The organism is Ulvibacter sp. MAR_2010_11, from assembly GCF_002813135.1.
In the GTDB taxonomy this organism is placed as follows: Bacteria; Bacteroidota; Bacteroidia; order Flavobacteriales; family Flavobacteriaceae; genus Altibacter.
Genome location: NZ_PHTY01000001.1, coordinates 2921746 through 2938311, shown reverse-complemented (window position 1 = coordinate 2938311; position 16566 = coordinate 2921746). Strand labels below are relative to the sequence as shown.

Genomic DNA, 16566 nt, shown 5'->3' with positions numbered 1-16566 from the left:
TTTGCTGAAAGTACTTACTTTTAAGAAAATAAATCTTCCCTATGAAATCCATCCTGCTTTTAAGTCTGTTGTTCACCATATCTGTATCTGCCCAAATCCTTTCTGAAAGAGATCGTGCTGTTTTGAAAGATGAAATTCTGGCCGATCGATTCGATAATTTATTACCACAATTGATGGATGCTTCCGAAATTGAAATGTGGGTGGTTATTTCCCGCGAATACAACGAAGATCCCGTGATGCGCACCATGCTTCCGGCCGAATGGCTCAATGCACGACGCAGAACCATCTTGGTTTTTTATAGAAACAAGACCGATAATACTATCGAAAAATTAGCAGTGGCCCGCTATGATGTGGGGGAGAATATTACATCGGCTTGGGACAAGGAAAAACAACCCGATCAATGGGAGCGTTTGGTGGAAATTATCACAGAACGCAACCCCAATACAATAGGAATTAACGTTTCTGAACATTTTGCAATTGCCGACGGCTTGGTAAAAACCGACTACGACGAATTGATGGAAGCCTTACCCGCAGCGTTGGAAAATAAGGTAGTCTCGGCCGAAAAGCTTGCAATTGCATGGATCGAAACCCGTACCGCCAAAGAAATGGAGCTGTACAATACGCTGGTTGCCGTGACACATGCCATTATCGATGAGGCTTTTTCGGAAAAAGTAATTACTCCCGGTGTGACAACCACCGAAGATGTGGTATGGTGGATGCGACAAAAAGTAACAAATATGGGGCTGGAAACCTGGTTTCATCCAACTATCGATATTCAGCGGGATAACGAGGCGCTAAAAAGTCATATAGAGTCCTTTAGCAAATCCAAACCCGAAGACGTTATTCTACGTGGAGATTTGTTGCACTGTGATTTCGGAATAACCTACATCGGATTGAATACAGATTGTCAGCAACATGCTTATGTTTTAAAGGAAGACGAAACGGAAGTACCTCAATTTCTTTCCGAAGCCTTTGCAAAGGGAAACCGGGTTCAGGATATTTTTACGGCAAACTTTGAAACTGGAAAAACAGGAAACCAAATTTTCCTGAAATCGCTTAATGAAGCCAGAGCTGAAGGCTTGGTTCCTTCCATCTACACACATCCTTTGGGTGTTTACGGGCATAGCGCCGGAACGACTTTGGGTATGTGGGATTCTCAAGACGGCGTACCTTTTACAGGAGATTATCCACTACATATAAACACGGTTTATGCCATTGAGTTAAACACAACTGTAACAATTCCTCAATGGAAAAAAGACATCCGAATTATGCTGGAAGAAGCCGGATTTTATGGTTCGAACGGATTTCGATATGTAAATAAACGACAAACAGCGATCAAACCAATAAAAACAAAATAGCCTATTTCTGCATCTTTAAATACTTGTCGATAGAATGTTTTCCCGAGCCGAAGAATAAAAAGAAAATACTAAGCAGTAAAACAAGGGTCGATAAAAACAGGTTAAAAGTGTTCATCTCGCCAATAAAATTAATAAGTACGGCACCCACCAAAATGGGTAACTGTGCTATTATCGCCCAACGGGTTAAGAGCCCGACGGCAATTAAAACACCTCCCACAAAATGTGCAGGGGCGATATAATGCACCAAAAGAACGTCACCTGCCAGACTTTCAAAAGGCTCGAACAAATCGATTAACACAGGTAAATTAGACATAAAATAGACGCCTTTGTAAAACAAAAAGATTCCCAAGGCAATACGAATGAAATCGATGGGGTAGTAGCTGTGCTTGTTCGCCCATTTATTTAAGGTCTTAATACGTCCCATGGTTTATAGTTTAGATTAGACTACCATAAGGTACTTATTTTTAGTTATATGTAAAAAAAATTCTTTCAACATACATGATTATCCATTGATCATCTCACCACCATTCACATGTATAAATTGTCCGGTAATATAACTGCTGTCCTCCGATGCGAGAAATACATAGGCCGGTGCAACCTCACTCGGCTGCCCTGCGCGCCCCAAGGGAGTATCCTGCCCAAAATCACTTATCTTATTAAATGTTGAAGGAATAAGAGGTGTCCAGATGGGGCCGGGGGCAACGCCGTTTACTCTAATTTTCTTTTCGGCAAGCATTTGTGATAAGGAACGTGTAAAACTCACAATCGCACCTTTGGTACTGGAATAATCCAACAAATGCTCACTTCCCCTATAAGCCGTAACTGAAGATGTATTTATAATACAACTGCCTTTTTTAAGATGTTTTAGAGCCGCTTTCACCATATAGAAAAAGGGATAGATATTGGTTTCAAATGTCTTTTGCAATTGTGACTTGTCGATTTCGTCAATCGAATTTTTCGGAAACTGAACTGCTGCATTGTTTACCAATATATCCAGCCTGCCCAATTCTTTTACACATTTTTGAACAGTTTGCTTACAGAAGTTTTCTTCGGAAACATCCCCGGAAAGAAGTAAGCATTTTCTCTTCTCCTTTTCTACTAGTTGTTTAGTCTTTTTAGCATCGGCATCTTCCGAAAGATACACAATCGCAATATCTGCACCTTCTCTTGCAAAATGCACAGCTACACTTCTTCCTATTCCACTATCACCACCGGTAATAAGGGCAACTTTGCCCTTTAGTTTATCACTTCCTTTGTAATTTTTTCGGATAATCTCGGGCTCCGGATTCATTTTAGACTCTTTTCCCGGAGGGTTCTGATGCTGCTCGGGAAATTTTTTCGGCTTTGTCATAATATTCCTGATTTACGTACTTATAATCTTAAAATTATATAATACCATGATTATAAAGCGCAGCATTTACTTCTTCTTAACGTATAATTAACCAAAGATTACCATTTGTTCACATTATGAAATGGCCTGGCGGTATGTGTGAATTTTTTACCTTTTGAAGCGCCGCCTGTTCTCTAAAAGATTCAAAGACTTTTGAGAAATTTATCTGGTACATAGCCCTTCAAAAAATAATATAATTAAAAACTGAATAGTGCTTTTAAAAAAAAAAATATTTCTAGTTCAACCTGTATAGAATTGATAATCTGTTGGTTGCAAAATCCTCATCAAGAAGACCAACGACGCTAAAGTGAATATTTTTTCTGTTTAAATACATTAATAGTTGTATTAAGTAGGAAAAAGTGTATGAATATTTGCATTATGAATACATAATAAGTAATTGATAATCACTATATTACGGTATTACTAACCAATACATTTTATATTATGAGAACACAAAACAAAGTTTTGATGCTATTGTGCTGTTTGGCATTGGGTATCACAGCGTCTTGTTCAAAAGACACTACAACAGAAGTTCAAGAGCAGGAGAATTTCAAGTTCAATTCTGAAATTGAACAATCAATTATCGACAAAGCCGGTGCTGAGGCCGGAGCTAAAATAATTGAAAACCTAAACTCACCGGCTCGGTTTGCCATTACTTACGACGGTCAATTATGCCCGGATGAAGTTAATTATGGCGAAGCGATTTATCGTGGGTTTGCCGATTTAAATGATGCTGATTTTTGGTACTTCAACGGGAATGCAGGTGATGTAGTAAGTATACAGGTAGATCGCGTAAGTTGTGAAATGGATCCGGTCTTCTATTTGTATGAAGGTAGTGGTGATACTACGAGCCTGACCTTAATTGGATCGGCCGATGATAATAATGGACAGGCATGTGCCCCTGCATGTTTCTCTTATGCAGATCCATTACTATCAGGATTTGTTCTACCTAGTTCAGGGGTGTATACTATTGCAGTTTGGGACTTTATTGGAGGAGCTTGTACAAGCGGTCTCCAAGCATATAGTATTGTAGTTTCCGGAAGTTTTTGCGACGCCGACGGTGATGGTTGCAATGACGATGTAGATCCGCACCCAAATTCCAATATGGATGCTACTGTGAATATTGATGGTTGTGACTCTGGCGTAGCCAATGTATTTATTGGATGCAGTACTATGAATGACCTAATCGGTGATTGTGCAGCAGCAGCGGCCAACCATGGAGATTTCGTGAGTTGTGTGGCGCACCTTACCAACGAATGGAAGGCAGCCGGTCTTATTAGCGGAAGAGACAAAGGCAGAATCCAGTCCTGTGCTGGACAGTCTAATATTCCATAATAACTTTTTAATTAAATAGGGTTATAATTAAGGTCTGATAGCGATTAAGTTCTCAGACCTTTTTTTTTGTGCGATAAATACTTTTATCCAACCAATAAAACCTAAAAGCCGTAATTAGCCCCAATCCAGAAAATGCGGCTAACATCAAGAAAACATGCTGGTGTCCCAATTCGCCCGGCGAATTGTCCAGTAGGTATCCCATGGCGGGTCCCATAAAAATATCGGGTGTATAGCCAATTAGGGAAATTATGCCTACAGCCGTTCCTGTGACAGCCAGCGGAATATGACCTTCCTGCATGGCCGCAAAATATAAGGTTCTGAAAGCATACACCCCGGTTGCCGTGATTAGTAACGACAATAGAAAGAACAGACTCATGGAAGGTTCGATTACCCCTGAAGCAAAGATCAAGGCGCCAAAGAGCATGACCAAAAACCCAAGAATCATCATCAAAGAGGTTTTTGTCTTATCGGCCAGAAATCCGATGGTGATGCCAATCACAGGTCGAATATACAAGAGATAGGTTCCTACTTTTGCCGACTCGATTTCGTCGTACAACATTACTTCTTTGGCATATAGTGAAAAGACATCGGTCATTTTATAACCAACATAGGCACACAATATTATGATCATAAGTAACCAAACCGAAGGAATTTTTATAACTACTTTGAAATTTGAGAAGGTTTCGGCCCAGGTCTTTTTTTGGACTATTATTTCTTCCGAAGCATCGGTTTTCAGAAACAGCAGAATTAAAACTCCCACCGTGCAAATGATGGCTGAAGAAATTAGTATCACATAACGGAAGGCTTCTTTGCGTTCTGAAAAGGCCGCGTCGGCAATTTCGGAAGTGATTAATAATGAAAAAACAAAAACTCCCAGCGATCCGAAAGCTGCGGCCACCAAGCCTCGACCGCCATCTAAAAATCCGAAGGCAAGCCCTTGGCTCTTGGTACCACCCCAAACCCGGGTAGCTTTTATCATGGCAGCCCAGAACAGAAATATAGTGGTAAAGCCCCAATAGCCATACACAATCTTTAAGACGAAATAGGACGGATAGGTTGAAATTACCAATCCTCCTAAAGCAGTTAAGAACAGCGCAACGGCAATAAGAATCTTGGGTTTGAATTTATCGGCCAAGGTGCCGCCGAGCAAATAGGAAATAAATGCAACGATTCCGTATACCGAGAAGCAGGTTCCCAATTCCAGGTTGGTGAGTTCAAAAACATCTAAAAATGTGGGTCGGAATACTCTTGCCAATACAAAGGGAAGTATAAATACAGCTTCTCCTGCCAGAATAAGTAACAGGATAACATACAAAGGCTGTCTGGCAATGGTTGGATTTTGCATCGCCAAGAAAGATACTTAATTTATTTATGTAAATGGAATATCGAAACGACGCTGTGCAAAAGCGCCTATTTTATTTAAAGTTTTAAGCTTTTACATAAAATTTGCAATTTTTTTACATTTCATTTTAAGATAAAGCGATTTATCCTAAATACATTTGAAAAGCGATAAATACAAAACTATGAAAAGGAACATTCTGATTATTAGTACAATTTGTTCTGTCTTAAATCTGATGTCATGTGATTTCTCCACAAACAACGATTTAGTAGCGAAGCAATCTGAATATGTTGTTAGTGAGGAGCAAGCAGAGAATACGCAAGTAAAAGAAACAATAAAAAAGAAAATATTTTCTGATTTTGTCCATGAAATTGGGCCACGATTTAATGCATTTAAAAAATCTGATCTGGAGAATGCAAGATCATTTAGCGATTTTATTGGTGCTGCCCACGCATTACGAATTGTGTCCTACAAATCTTTGAGCGTTATAATGCTTGAAGGAGAGGAGCAAACAGACAGGGTGGAAATATCCAATACCGGTGACCTAACAACCGCTCAGATCAAACTCTTGCAATCTGCCAATTATTCAGCCAATATATTAATAAAGGCAGAATATAAGGAAAAGAATGTCGAAACCGGACAAGTGGAAGATAGTCATTGGACTCCCTACCTTACTGTAGTCCCTGAAAAGCAGGCCGCCTTTTTTAATGGCATGGAAGTGTTAAAGGATTACCTCATGAACAGCAGTAAAGAAACCCGATTACACGTCGATTCTAAGAAACTGCAGCCTGCAATGCTATTTTTTACTGTGACCAAAAGCGGAGCCATTGAAAAGGCTAATCTGGATAGATCTTCGGGTTATCCAATCGTAGATGAAAAAATGATCGAATTAATTTCCAAAACTACAGGTGCCTGGGAACCTGCAGAAAATAGTAAAGGAGAAAAAGTGGACCAGGAACTTGTGGTTTCTTTCGGTTTACCGGGTTGTTAAAAAATAAACTACTTAATTATGCGTAGTATCGGCACATCCCAAGAATATTTCCTACACCTGGATCACTCCCAAATTAAATGGCTTTTCGATAGGGGCGTGGTTTGCGGCTTCAATTCCCATTGAAATCCATTTTCGGGTATCCAGAGGATCAATCACGGCGTCGGTCCATATTCTGGACGCAGCGTAATACGGGGAAATTTGACGATCGTATCGCGCTTTGATGCGGTCATAGAGTTCTTTTTCAACTTCCGGAGTAATGGTTTCGCCTTTCTTTTTTAAGGACGCAGTTTCAATTTGAAGCAATACCTTGGCCGCACTGTTGCCGCTCATTACTGCAAGCTCGGCACTGGGCCAGGCGACAATTAGGCGTGGGTCGTAGGCTTTTCCGCACATGGCGTAATTTCCGGCACCATATGAGTTTCCAATCACAACGGTAAACTTCGGCACCACACTGTTACTAACGGCATTCACCATTTTAGCACCGTCTTTTATAATTCCGCCGTGCTCACTTTTACTCCCTACCATAAAACCGGTAACATCCTGCAGAAATACCAGCGGTATTTTTTTCTGATTGCAATTGGCAATAAATCGGGTGGCTTTGTCGGCGCTATCGCTGTAAATAACACCGCCAAATTGCATCTCTCCTTGTTTGGTTTTAACCAGTTTCCGCTGATTGGCAACAATACCTACAGCCCAGCCATCGATTCGGGCATAGCCGGTAAGAATTGTTTTTCCGTAGCCTTCCTTGTATTCTTCAAAATCACTGTTGTCTACCAGTCTTTTGATAATCTCCCGCATATCGTATTGATCGGCACGCGATCTGGGCAGCAATCCAAATATATCTTCCTGCGGAAGTGAAGGTTTTACAGCCGCTTCTCTGTTGTAGCCTGCCTTGTCGTAATCCCCAATTTTTGAAACAATATTCTTAATAGTATCGAGTGCGTCTTTATCGTCTTTCGCCTTATAATCTGTCACTCCGCTAATTTCACAATGCGTGGTTGCGCCACCCAAAGTTTCGTTATCGATACTTTCCCCAATAGCTGCTTTTACCAGATAGCTTCCTGCCAGAAAGATACTTCCTGTTTTATCTACAATTAAAGCCTCATCGCTCATAATAGGTAAATAGGCACCTCCTGCAACACAGCTTCCCATCACTGCCGAAATTTGAGTGATTCCCATACTGCTCATTACTGCATTGTTTCGGAAAATGCGTCCGAAGTGTTCTTTGTCCGGAAAGATTTCATCCTGCATAGGCAGATATACTCCCGCGCTGTCTACCAAATAGATGATTGGGAGTCTGTTTTCGATGGAAATTTCCTGAGCTCTTAAATTTTTCTTGGCAGTAATCGGGAACCAGGCGCCTGCTTTTACGGTGGCGTCGTTGGCAACTACGATACATTGTTTCCCCTTTACATACCCAATTTTAATAACTACACCCCCGCTGGGAGCGCCGCCGTGCTCTTCGTACATACCGTCACCTGCAAAGGCAGCAATTTCAATGCTAGGTTTTTTATCGTCCAGCAGATAGGCGATACGTTCGCGGGCAGTCATTTTGCCTTTGGCGTGATGCTTGGCGATTCGTTTTTCGCCTCCTCCCAGTTTAATTTGGGCGAGACGTTTCCGTAAATCGGATGCTAAAAGTTTATTGTGATCTTCGTTTTTATTGAAGTTGATGTCCATTGGGATTCGAGATTTGCTCAAAAATACAAAAGTAAGGTATTTTGCATACTGAAAAATCTATTTTATTCCCGATATTTGTATCCCTTCCGAAGGAATTGTCTGCGGAAGCATAAGTACAAACTGCGTTAGCGATTGAGGTATTGTTGGAGCTCCTTGGTTTTATCTGAATAATCCAAGAGCGACTACCGAAAGCGCGGCCGCCTTTGGCGGAAACGCCATAAAAGAAAAAGCTATGATGAATAAAAATACAGTATTGGGATGGGCTACTTTTATTATGATTGTAGTTGGCCTTGCCTTGATTGCTATGGGAGCATTTCGATATGACGATGTTGCCGGATGGGGATTTGCGGCTGTTGGGATAGGCTTCTTTGCCATTGCCTGGGTATTTAATGCCCTGAAAGGTCGCGTTTAGTTTTTACAAAATATATTATGGAACTTATAGCGAAAGGCAACTAAGTAACCAAATAACTAATTAACAAATCAACTAGTACACTATGTCTGACGATAAGAAGGTCATCTTTTCGATGTCCGGAGTGACAAAAACATTTCAAAATGCACAAACTCCTGTGCTTAAAAATATTTATTTAAGTTTTTTCTACGGTGCCAAGATCGGGATTTTAGGTCTTAATGGTAGTGGAAAGTCCACCCTCCTTAAAATTATTGCCGGAGTCGATAAAAACTATCAGGGCGATGTGGTCTTTGCCCCCGGATATACCGTGGGTTATCTGGAGCAGGAACCGCAGTTGGACGATTCTAAAACTGTTTTGGAAATTGTGAAGGAAGGGGCTGCCGCAACGGTTGCCATTTTGGACGAGTACAATAAGATAAACGATATGTTTGGTCTGGAAGAGGTTTACAGCGACCCCGATAAGATGCAGAAGTTGATGGACAGGCAGGCGGTTTTACAGGATCAGATAGATGCCAGTGATGCCTGGGAGCTCGATACCAAGCTGGAAATTGCAATGGATGCGTTACGTACACCCGATTCCGATAAGAAAATTGGAGTTTTGTCCGGAGGAGAACGGCGTCGTGTAGCACTTTGCAGATTACTTTTGCAAGAACCCGATGTGTTATTGCTGGATGAACCTACCAACCACCTGGATGCCGAAAGTGTACACTGGCTGGAGCACCATTTGGCGCAATATAAAGGAACCGTAATTGCTGTAACTCACGACAGATACTTTTTGGACAATGTTGCCGGATGGATTTTGGAACTGGACAGAGGGGAAGGTATTCCTTGGAAGGGTAATTATTCTTCCTGGTTGGACCAGAAGTCAAAGCGTCTTGCCCAAGAGCAGAAGCAAGCCAGTAAGCGACAAAAAACATTGGAGCGCGAGTTGGAGTGGGTGCGAATGGCTCCCAAAGGACGACAAGCAAAACAAAAGGCACGTTTGAACAATTACGACAAATTAATGAGTCAGGACCAGAAGCAACTGGATGACAAACTGGAGATCTACATTCCCAATGGACCGCGTTTGGGAACCAATGTGATTGAAGCCAAGGGGGTTGCGAAGGGCTATGAGGATAAGTTGTTGTATGAAGACTTAAACTTTAAACTGCCGCAAGCCGGAATAGTTGGGATTATTGGTCCGAACGGTGCCGGAAAGACCACAATTTTCAGAATGATAATGGGTGAGGAAACGGCAGACAAGGGTGTTTTTGAAGTGGGAGATACCGCGAAGATTGCTTATGTAGATCAGGCTCATTCTAATATAGATTCGAATAAGAGTATTTGGGAGAATTTCAGTGACGGACAGGAATTGGTGATGATGGGAGGGAAGCAGGTAAACTCGAGAGCCTATTTAAGTAGGTTTAATTTCAGCGGAAGCGAACAGAACAAAAAAGTATCGGCATTGTCCGGTGGAGAGCGAAACCGCTTGCATCTGGCAATGACGTTGAAAGAAGAGGGGAATGTTTTATTACTGGATGAGCCAACGAACGACCTTGATATAAATACGTTGAGAGCGCTTGAGGAAGGGTTGGAAAACTTTGCAGGCTGTGCGGTGGTGATTTCTCACGACCGGTGGTTTTTAGACAGAGTGTGTACACATATTCTGGCTTTTGAAGGCAATAGTGAGGTGTATTTCTTTGAAGGAAGTTTCAGTGATTACGAAGAAAATAAGAAGAAACGCCTGGGAGGGGATTTACTTCCGAAGCGAATAAAGTATAAGAAATTAATACGATAAGATAAAAAAACCCTTCAAAACTGAAGGGTTTTTTGTTGTGTCTTTATTTTTATTGAATTATTAGTTTTTTGGCAACCGATTGCTTGCCTGTTTGCAATTTTACAAAATACAATCCTGCTGAAATACCTTCGGTTGAAAGGTTTAGTTTTTGTGAATTTCCGAAATCTCCTTCAAAAAAGGTTGCGACTTTTTTTCCTGAAATATCGTACATGGTGATGCTTCCTTCCGAAGCAATTGTATGTTCAAGCGTAAATTGCGATATGGTGGGATTTGGGTAAATTGTAAAACTTTCCGAGGTGAGAGGTATAGATTCTGTTCCCAGAACAATAATCCCGGACAAGTCGTAACTGTGCATGGAACGCCCAAAAGTTCCCGCAAACAGCGTATTAGTTCCTTCGTGCAACTTTAAATCCCGAATGATATTGAAAGGGAGATTGTTTCCCAGAATATCCCAGCTTGTCCCGTCGTTTAATGAGTACCATACATTCATATCGGTAGCGAGAAATAGCACTTCTTCTGTAGAATTTATAATAATATCATTTACTGGGATGCTTGGCAGATTGGAAGAAATATCAATCCAATTTGCACCTCCATCGACTGTTTTAAACACATGTGGATCGTAATCTAGAACTCCGAACCCGGAAATTGTCACATAGGCGGTGAAATCGTCACTTGGGGATATCGCTATAGAGGTGATATATCTATCGGGGAGTCCGGCGCTAATATTGGTCCAGGAGCTACCGCCATTGAAGGTAACATGAACGTTTCCGTCATCACTTCCGGTATAAATAACATCCAGATTGTTGTAGGAAGGCGCAATAGCTGTAATAGTTCCATAGGAAAGTGAACCACTGGGATGCTGCCCATCTGTAAGGTCGGGGCTGATAGGACTCCAAAGTACCGATCTGTCTGAAATATACAATCGGTTGGTTCCGCAGAAAACTTTTTCGGAATTAAAAGGGGAAATAATTACGGGGGTATTCCAATTTTTTCGGTCACTACCGCTAATTCCATCAGTCGCACTTACAAAGTTGGAACCACCGTTGGTGGATCGTCCCAGATTTCCGTTTTGCGATTCCACATAGATAAAGTTGTTATCGTTGGGATCTACATTTACATGAAAACCATCTCCGCCCCATATTGAATTCCAATCATTGGTACCCGCTGTTAGTGTTCTAATAGTATTGTTATCCTGTGTACCTCCGTATAAACGTTCAGGTTGTGAATTATCCACTTCAATATTATAAAACTGGGTAATGGGAAGGTTGGTAAATTTTGTCCAGGTAGACCCGCCATTTTCAGAGAGATAGGCACCACCATCGTTTCCTTCCAGCATAAAATCGTTGTTATTTAATGAATACTCCAACGCATGGTGATCTACGTGCATGCCATTTAAGTCTTGCCAGCTTCCGCCACCATTGGTAGTTCGGGCGATACCTTGTCCCAATACATATACTTCGTCGGGATCGGTTGGATTTACGCGTACATTGCCAAAATACCATCCAAAACTGGAATCAATACCGTTTAAATCTCCCAACGTCACCAAGGTCCAGTTATCTCCGTTGTCATCGCTGCGATACAATCCGTTAAAAACATTTGTGATCTCGTTTGTTGTAAATCGGGCGTAGATGGTAGACGGATTGGAGTGTGAAATAGCCAAGCCTATTCGCCCCGTAGCAGTGCTTGCTACCGGAAGTCCGTTAGCAGCGCCTAATTCGGTCCAGGTGTTACCCCCGTCCATAGAACGGTGAATTGCTGAGGTGATTCCGCCATAATCCCGCTGCCAGGGCTTGCGGGTTCTTTCCCACATGGCAGCAAAAACAATATTGGTGTTTTGCGGATTCAAGGCAACATCAATCGCCGCGGTAGAATCGGTTACAAAGAGTACTTGTTCCCAATTAGCACCTCCATTTGTAGTGCGGTAAATTCCGCGTTCCTGATTATAGCCGTATAATTTCCCGGTAGCAGCGACAAAAACTCTGTCGGGATTTGTAGGATCTACTACAATGCGTCCAATGTGGTCACTATCGGGTAGGCCAACATTTGTCCAACTGTCGCCGGCATTGTCTGAACGGTATACACCATCGCCAAAATAAGCTCCGTCTGTAGCGCTTCCATTTGCTTCTCCGGTTCCCACATAGATACGTTGCGCATTGGATGGTGCTATGGCGATATCACCAATGGATGGCTTGCCAATATCATCGAATACAGGAGTCCAGTTTTGTCCTCTGTTGGTAGATTTAAAAACCCCACCTACGGCGGCGGCAACATATAAAATATCATCATTATCGGGAGAAATAGCCACATCGGTAATTCTTCCCCCGGTATTTAAAGGTCCAATTAAGTTCCAGTCGGTTCCCGATTGTCCCGAGCGATTTTCTAAAATTGCCTTAGATTGAATTAGTGCGTCACTTATAGCTTTTTTGTTTATAAAATTATCGGGATAAGCCCGTTGGTTGTACATCCACTCGTTAGGGTATTCTCCGGGAATTGTTGCTTCGATACTTGTGGGAATTGTACTTTCCTTAGTTGAAAAGAATATCACAGCTGTCAAGACAATACCAACAATTAGCAGAAAGGGTTTAAGGAAAGCAGATTTCATGGCGTAGTGTTTCTTTCAAAGATAGTGTATCAGGCTCAATTTGAAAAACCTCTTAAAAGGACTACCTTTAGGCTTCTAAAATTTTATGAAATGAATTTATACTATCGTTATTTGGTTTTTATTTTCTGTCTATCTTTTGGTTTTGTAAATGCGCAACCCAAGAAAAATTTTGAGTATCTGGATGTTTTTCAATTAGAATATACAGCCGATCCGCAAATCTCTCCCGACGGTAATTATGTGGTGTACCGAAGAACCGGTTTTGATATTATGAAGGATAAATCGAAGGGGAATCTGTGGATACTTAGTACCGATGATCGAAAAATTCACCATAAACTCACAACCAATGAAGGTAATGAAGGCGTCGCCTCCTGGTCGCCAAACGGCGATCGTATCGCCTTTGTGAGCAGTACAGACGAGGGAAGTGAAATATATGTTTACTGGACGGCTACGGGAGCAGTGGCAAAACTCACTCAGTTGGAGAACAGTCCGTCTTCTATTAGCTGGTCCCCCGATGGCTCACAACTTGCGTTTACCATGAAGGTAAATGCCGATGCTCCCGTTATCGCAAAAATGCCTCCCAAACCCAAAGATGCCAAATGGGCTGATGCGCCTCGAATTACCAACCGACTGAAACACGAAGCAGATGGCGCAGGTTATATAAAACCCGGATTTACACATATTTTTGTGATTCCTTCAGACGGAGGGACACCCAGACAATTGACGAGTGGAGATTTTAATCACGGTGGAGGTCTTTCCTGGGCAACCAGCGGACAACACATTTACTTTTCAGCCAATAGAAATGAAAATTGGGAGTATGAATTTCGGAATTCGGAGGTGTATTCAGTTCATACGAATACCGGAATTATCACAACTCTTACCGAAAGAAGCGGTCCGGACGGTTCACCCATACTATCACCTAACGGAAAGTACATTGCCTACTCGGGATTTGAAGACAAGGTGCAGGCGTATCAAATTCAGCAATTGCAGATTATGGACGCAAACGGCGGAAACAAGCTGGTTTTGTCCAAAAATTTGGATAGGGATGTGGATAATGCCGTCTGGGCGAACGATAGTAAAGGCTTGTATTTTATGTACAACGATTTAGGTCTTACCAAGCTTGGGTACATGGATCTTAGCGGAAAGGTAACCGATATAGTTGACAACGTAGGCGGAACTACTTTGGGGCGACCTTATGCAAGCGGAAGCTTTAGTGTTTCTAACAACGGAAAGATTGCCTATACTATTTCCAGATCCGATCGTCCGGCAGATATTGCAATTATTGAAAAAGGTTCGAAGAACCCCAAAATTCTTACGGCGCTTAATGACGATTTAATTAATTACCGAAATATGGGAGCCGTCGAGGAGATTTGGTACGACTCTAGTGTCGATGCCAGAAAGATACAGGGCTGGGTTGTATATCCTCCCAATTACCAAAAGGGGAAAAATTATCCGTTGTTAGTTGAAAATCACGGAGGCCCAATCCTTAATTACGGACCACATTTCTCTGCCGAAATACAATTATACACCGCTGCCGGTTATGTAGTCTTTTATCCGAATCCACGAGGAAGCACGAGCTATGGAGAAGAATTTGGAAATTTATTGTTTAACAATTACCCGGGAGAAGATTACAACGATGTGATGGATGGAGTGGATGCTTTAATTGCCAAAGGCATTGCCAACGAATCACAACTTTATGTTACAGGAGGAAGTGCCGGGGGAATTATGACGGCATGGATAATTGGGAAGAACAACCGTTTTAAAGCTGCTGTGGTAGCCAAACCCGTAATGAACTGGATAAGTAAAACACTTACAGCGGACAATTACTACGGCTATGCCGACTCCCGTTATCCGGGTCAGCCGTGGGAAAATTTTGAAAACTACTGGAAATTTTCACCCATATCTCTAGTGGGCAATGTACAAACTCCTACCATGGTCATGGTGGGAATGGACGATTTGCGTACACCGCCCAGTGAAGCCAAACAGTTGTATCACGCCTTGAAACTGCGAAAAATTGAAACTGTTTTGGTTGAAATTCCGGATGCATCACACGGTATTGCGAACAGACCGAGTAATTTAATTACCAAGGTAGCACATACGCTGGCGTGGTTTGAGAAGTTTAAGTAGTGAGGTGTGAGTAGTGAAGAGTGAATAGTGAAGTGTGAATTGTAAGAGATAAGAGCAAATCTTTCCTAAATTGTCATGCTGAACCTGTCCAAGCATCTTTTTAGAAATGAGTTTAATGAGAATAAAGAGTCAATAATCAAGAGCCAAGAATTGATAAGATGGACGATATACGATTTTTTCAACTCACCAACTAATAACTGTTCACTGCTCACTGTTCACCATTAACCTTTCACCCTTCACTCCATCTCCGGATACCAATCCAGCTGTTTTACCTCGATTGCATCATCTCCTTCTTCTACCAGGGTTTGAAATTTTGTTGTGTCGCTTAATCCTTCAGTACCTCTGTAATGATAAGGGTACACCATTTTTGGTTTGAATTCAAGCACTGCATTGGCAGCATTTTCCACGGTCATGGTATAGGGTAAATTCATACATACAAATGCGATATCGATGTTTTCCAATTGTCGCATTTCAGGTATGTCTTCGGTGTCACCGGAAATATAAACTCTTAATCCGTTCTTTTCGATTAGATACCCGTTACCTCGTCCTTTTTCGTGAAATTTTAAGGCTTCCTTTCTTAAATTATACATTGGAACGGCCTCTACAGCAAACTCAAATACATCCTTTTGTTCCCCGTTATTGATGACGCCCACCTGATTTTTTAAAAAATCGGGTAGTTTGTCGAAAACAGCCAAAGGAACCAGTATTTTAGTATCGGCGGTGTTTACTTTCTGAAGAGTTTCCACATCGAAATGATCTGAATGAATGTCGGTTATTAGGATAATATCAGGTTTGGGCATGCCCTCAAAGATTTCTTGTCCGCCTACGGGATCAACATAAATTACTGCTCCGTCCCAACGTAACACCATGCTGGCGTGGGAAATAGGCGTAACTTCGAACATGCTTTGGTGGATGGTATCTGAAATTATTTCGGTATCGGTTTCTAGGTCTAATATCGCCACGTTTTTGGGTTCGCTATTGCACCCAATGACTAGTAAAAAGACGATAAAAATATATGCAGCAGTTTTCATACGTTTTGATTTTACGTTGAAATTACCACGAAGCTCTTAGATAAAAATGCTGTTTTAGACTAATTTAAGAAAGATATAACTCCATTTTAATATTTGAGCGCTTATACGGACTGTTTTCTTCTACCGGAATCTCAATAAAGCCATATTTACGATAAATGTAGATTGCATTTTCCAGCTTGGTGTTGGAGTATAAAAAGAGTTTTTCAAAACCCTGCGTTTTACCAAAATCGATACAATGCTGCATTAATTGTTGGCCAATTCGTTTTCCACGCTGATTAGGAAGTACGGCCATTTTGGTCAATTCGAAACTGTTATCTCCGGCTTTCATCAAGGCAACGGTCCCTAACACCAAATTGTCTTCAACAGCAAAGAAAATATGTCCGCCGGGATTTATAATGTATTTGTCAGGCTGACTCAATACCTCCTTGTCGAAGTCTTCAACGTAAAAAAAGGTTTCCAGCCATTCTACGTTGAGGTTGTAGAAAGCTTCTGTATATTTTTTCTGAAATGGAACTATCTCAAGAGACATG

The 16566-nt window shown here is 41.6% G+C and carries 13 protein-coding genes; 6 read left to right on the top strand and 7 right to left on the bottom strand.

All coding sequences use genetic code 11. The features are described from left to right. Nucleotides 1–41 precede the first annotated feature (41 nt). Nucleotides 42–1358 carry a M24 family metallopeptidase gene (locus ATE92_RS13510; RefSeq protein WP_100804213.1) on the top strand — a complete coding sequence of 439 codons (1317 nt, stop codon included), beginning with the start codon at nucleotides 42–44 and terminating at the stop codon, nucleotides 1356–1358. Between the two features lies 1 nt (nucleotide 1359). Here ATE92_RS13510 and ATE92_RS13505 read toward each other — a convergent pair whose 3' ends face one another. Then, nucleotides 1360–1782 carry a DoxX family protein gene (locus tag ATE92_RS13505; RefSeq protein ID WP_100804212.1) on the bottom strand — a complete coding sequence of 141 codons (423 nt, stop codon included), beginning with the start codon at nucleotides 1780–1782 and terminating at the stop codon, nucleotides 1360–1362. Between the two features lie 78 nt (nucleotides 1783–1860). Then, nucleotides 1861–2709, bottom strand: a complete 849-nt coding sequence (locus tag ATE92_RS13500) for an SDR family oxidoreductase (RefSeq protein ID WP_100804211.1) — start codon at nucleotides 2707–2709, stop codon at nucleotides 1861–1863. A gap of 483 nt (nucleotides 2710–3192) precedes the next feature. On the opposite strand from ATE92_RS13500, the gene ATE92_RS13495 reads away from it, so the two are divergent. Continuing rightward, complete coding sequence (locus ATE92_RS13495; protein WP_100804210.1) at nucleotides 3193–4083, top strand: PPC domain-containing protein; 891 nt, start codon at nucleotides 3193–3195, stop codon at nucleotides 4081–4083. Nucleotides 4084–4135: 52 nt separating this feature from the next. Here ATE92_RS13495 and ATE92_RS13490 read toward each other — a convergent pair whose 3' ends face one another. Beyond that, nucleotides 4136–5428 carry a nitrate/nitrite transporter gene (locus ATE92_RS13490; protein ID WP_100804209.1) on the bottom strand — a complete coding sequence of 431 codons (1293 nt, stop codon included), beginning with the start codon at nucleotides 5426–5428 and terminating at the stop codon, nucleotides 4136–4138. A 178-nt stretch (nucleotides 5429–5606) separates the two neighbouring features. On the opposite strand from ATE92_RS13490, the gene ATE92_RS13485 reads away from it, so the two are divergent. Then, complete coding sequence (locus ATE92_RS13485; RefSeq protein ID WP_157809646.1) at nucleotides 5607–6413, top strand: energy transducer TonB; 807 nt, start codon at nucleotides 5607–5609, stop codon at nucleotides 6411–6413. A 51-nt stretch (nucleotides 6414–6464) separates the two neighbouring features. On the opposite strand, the gene ATE92_RS13480 is transcribed toward ATE92_RS13485, so the two are convergent. Further along, entirely contained in the window at nucleotides 6465–8093 is a 1629-nt protein-coding gene (locus ATE92_RS13480; RefSeq protein WP_100804207.1) for an acyl-CoA carboxylase subunit beta, read from the bottom strand. Nucleotides 8094–8328: 235 nt separating this feature from the next. Here ATE92_RS13480 and ATE92_RS14060 point away from each other — a divergent pair, with 235 nt between their 5' ends. Together ATE92_RS14060 and ettA are read left to right on the top strand one after the other, a co-directional pair. After that, nucleotides 8329–8505, top strand: a complete 177-nt coding sequence (locus ATE92_RS14060) for a CAL67264 family membrane protein (protein WP_232729184.1) — start codon at nucleotides 8329–8331, stop codon at nucleotides 8503–8505. An 82-nt stretch (nucleotides 8506–8587) separates the two neighbouring features. Then, complete coding sequence (gene ettA, locus ATE92_RS13475) at nucleotides 8588–10279, top strand: energy-dependent translational throttle protein EttA (RefSeq protein ID WP_100804206.1); 1692 nt, start codon at nucleotides 8588–8590, stop codon at nucleotides 10277–10279. Nucleotides 10280–10328: 49 nt separating this feature from the next. On the opposite strand, the gene ATE92_RS13470 is transcribed toward ettA, so the two are convergent. After that, nucleotides 10329–12881, bottom strand: coding sequence for a T9SS type A sorting domain-containing protein (locus ATE92_RS13470; RefSeq protein WP_100804205.1), 2553 nt, complete (start codon nucleotides 12879–12881; stop codon nucleotides 10329–10331). Nucleotides 12882–12971: 90 nt separating this feature from the next. Here ATE92_RS13470 and ATE92_RS13465 point away from each other — a divergent pair, with 90 nt between their 5' ends. Beyond that, nucleotides 12972–15005, top strand: a complete 2034-nt coding sequence (locus ATE92_RS13465) for a S9 family peptidase (RefSeq protein WP_100804204.1) — start codon at nucleotides 12972–12974, stop codon at nucleotides 15003–15005. 236 nt (nucleotides 15006–15241) lie between these two features. On the opposite strand, the gene ATE92_RS13460 is transcribed toward ATE92_RS13465, so the two are convergent. Both ATE92_RS13460 and ATE92_RS13455 read right to left on the bottom strand, forming a co-directional pair. Further along, on the bottom strand, nucleotides 15242–16036 hold the full coding sequence (locus ATE92_RS13460) for an MBL fold metallo-hydrolase (RefSeq protein ID WP_100804203.1): 795 nt from the start codon (nucleotides 16034–16036) through the stop codon (nucleotides 15242–15244). A gap of 64 nt (nucleotides 16037–16100) precedes the next feature. After that, on the bottom strand, nucleotides 16101–16565 hold the full coding sequence (locus ATE92_RS13455; protein ID WP_100804202.1) for a GNAT family N-acetyltransferase: 465 nt from the start codon (nucleotides 16563–16565) through the stop codon (nucleotides 16101–16103). Between the last annotated feature and the right edge of the window lies 1 nt (nucleotide 16566).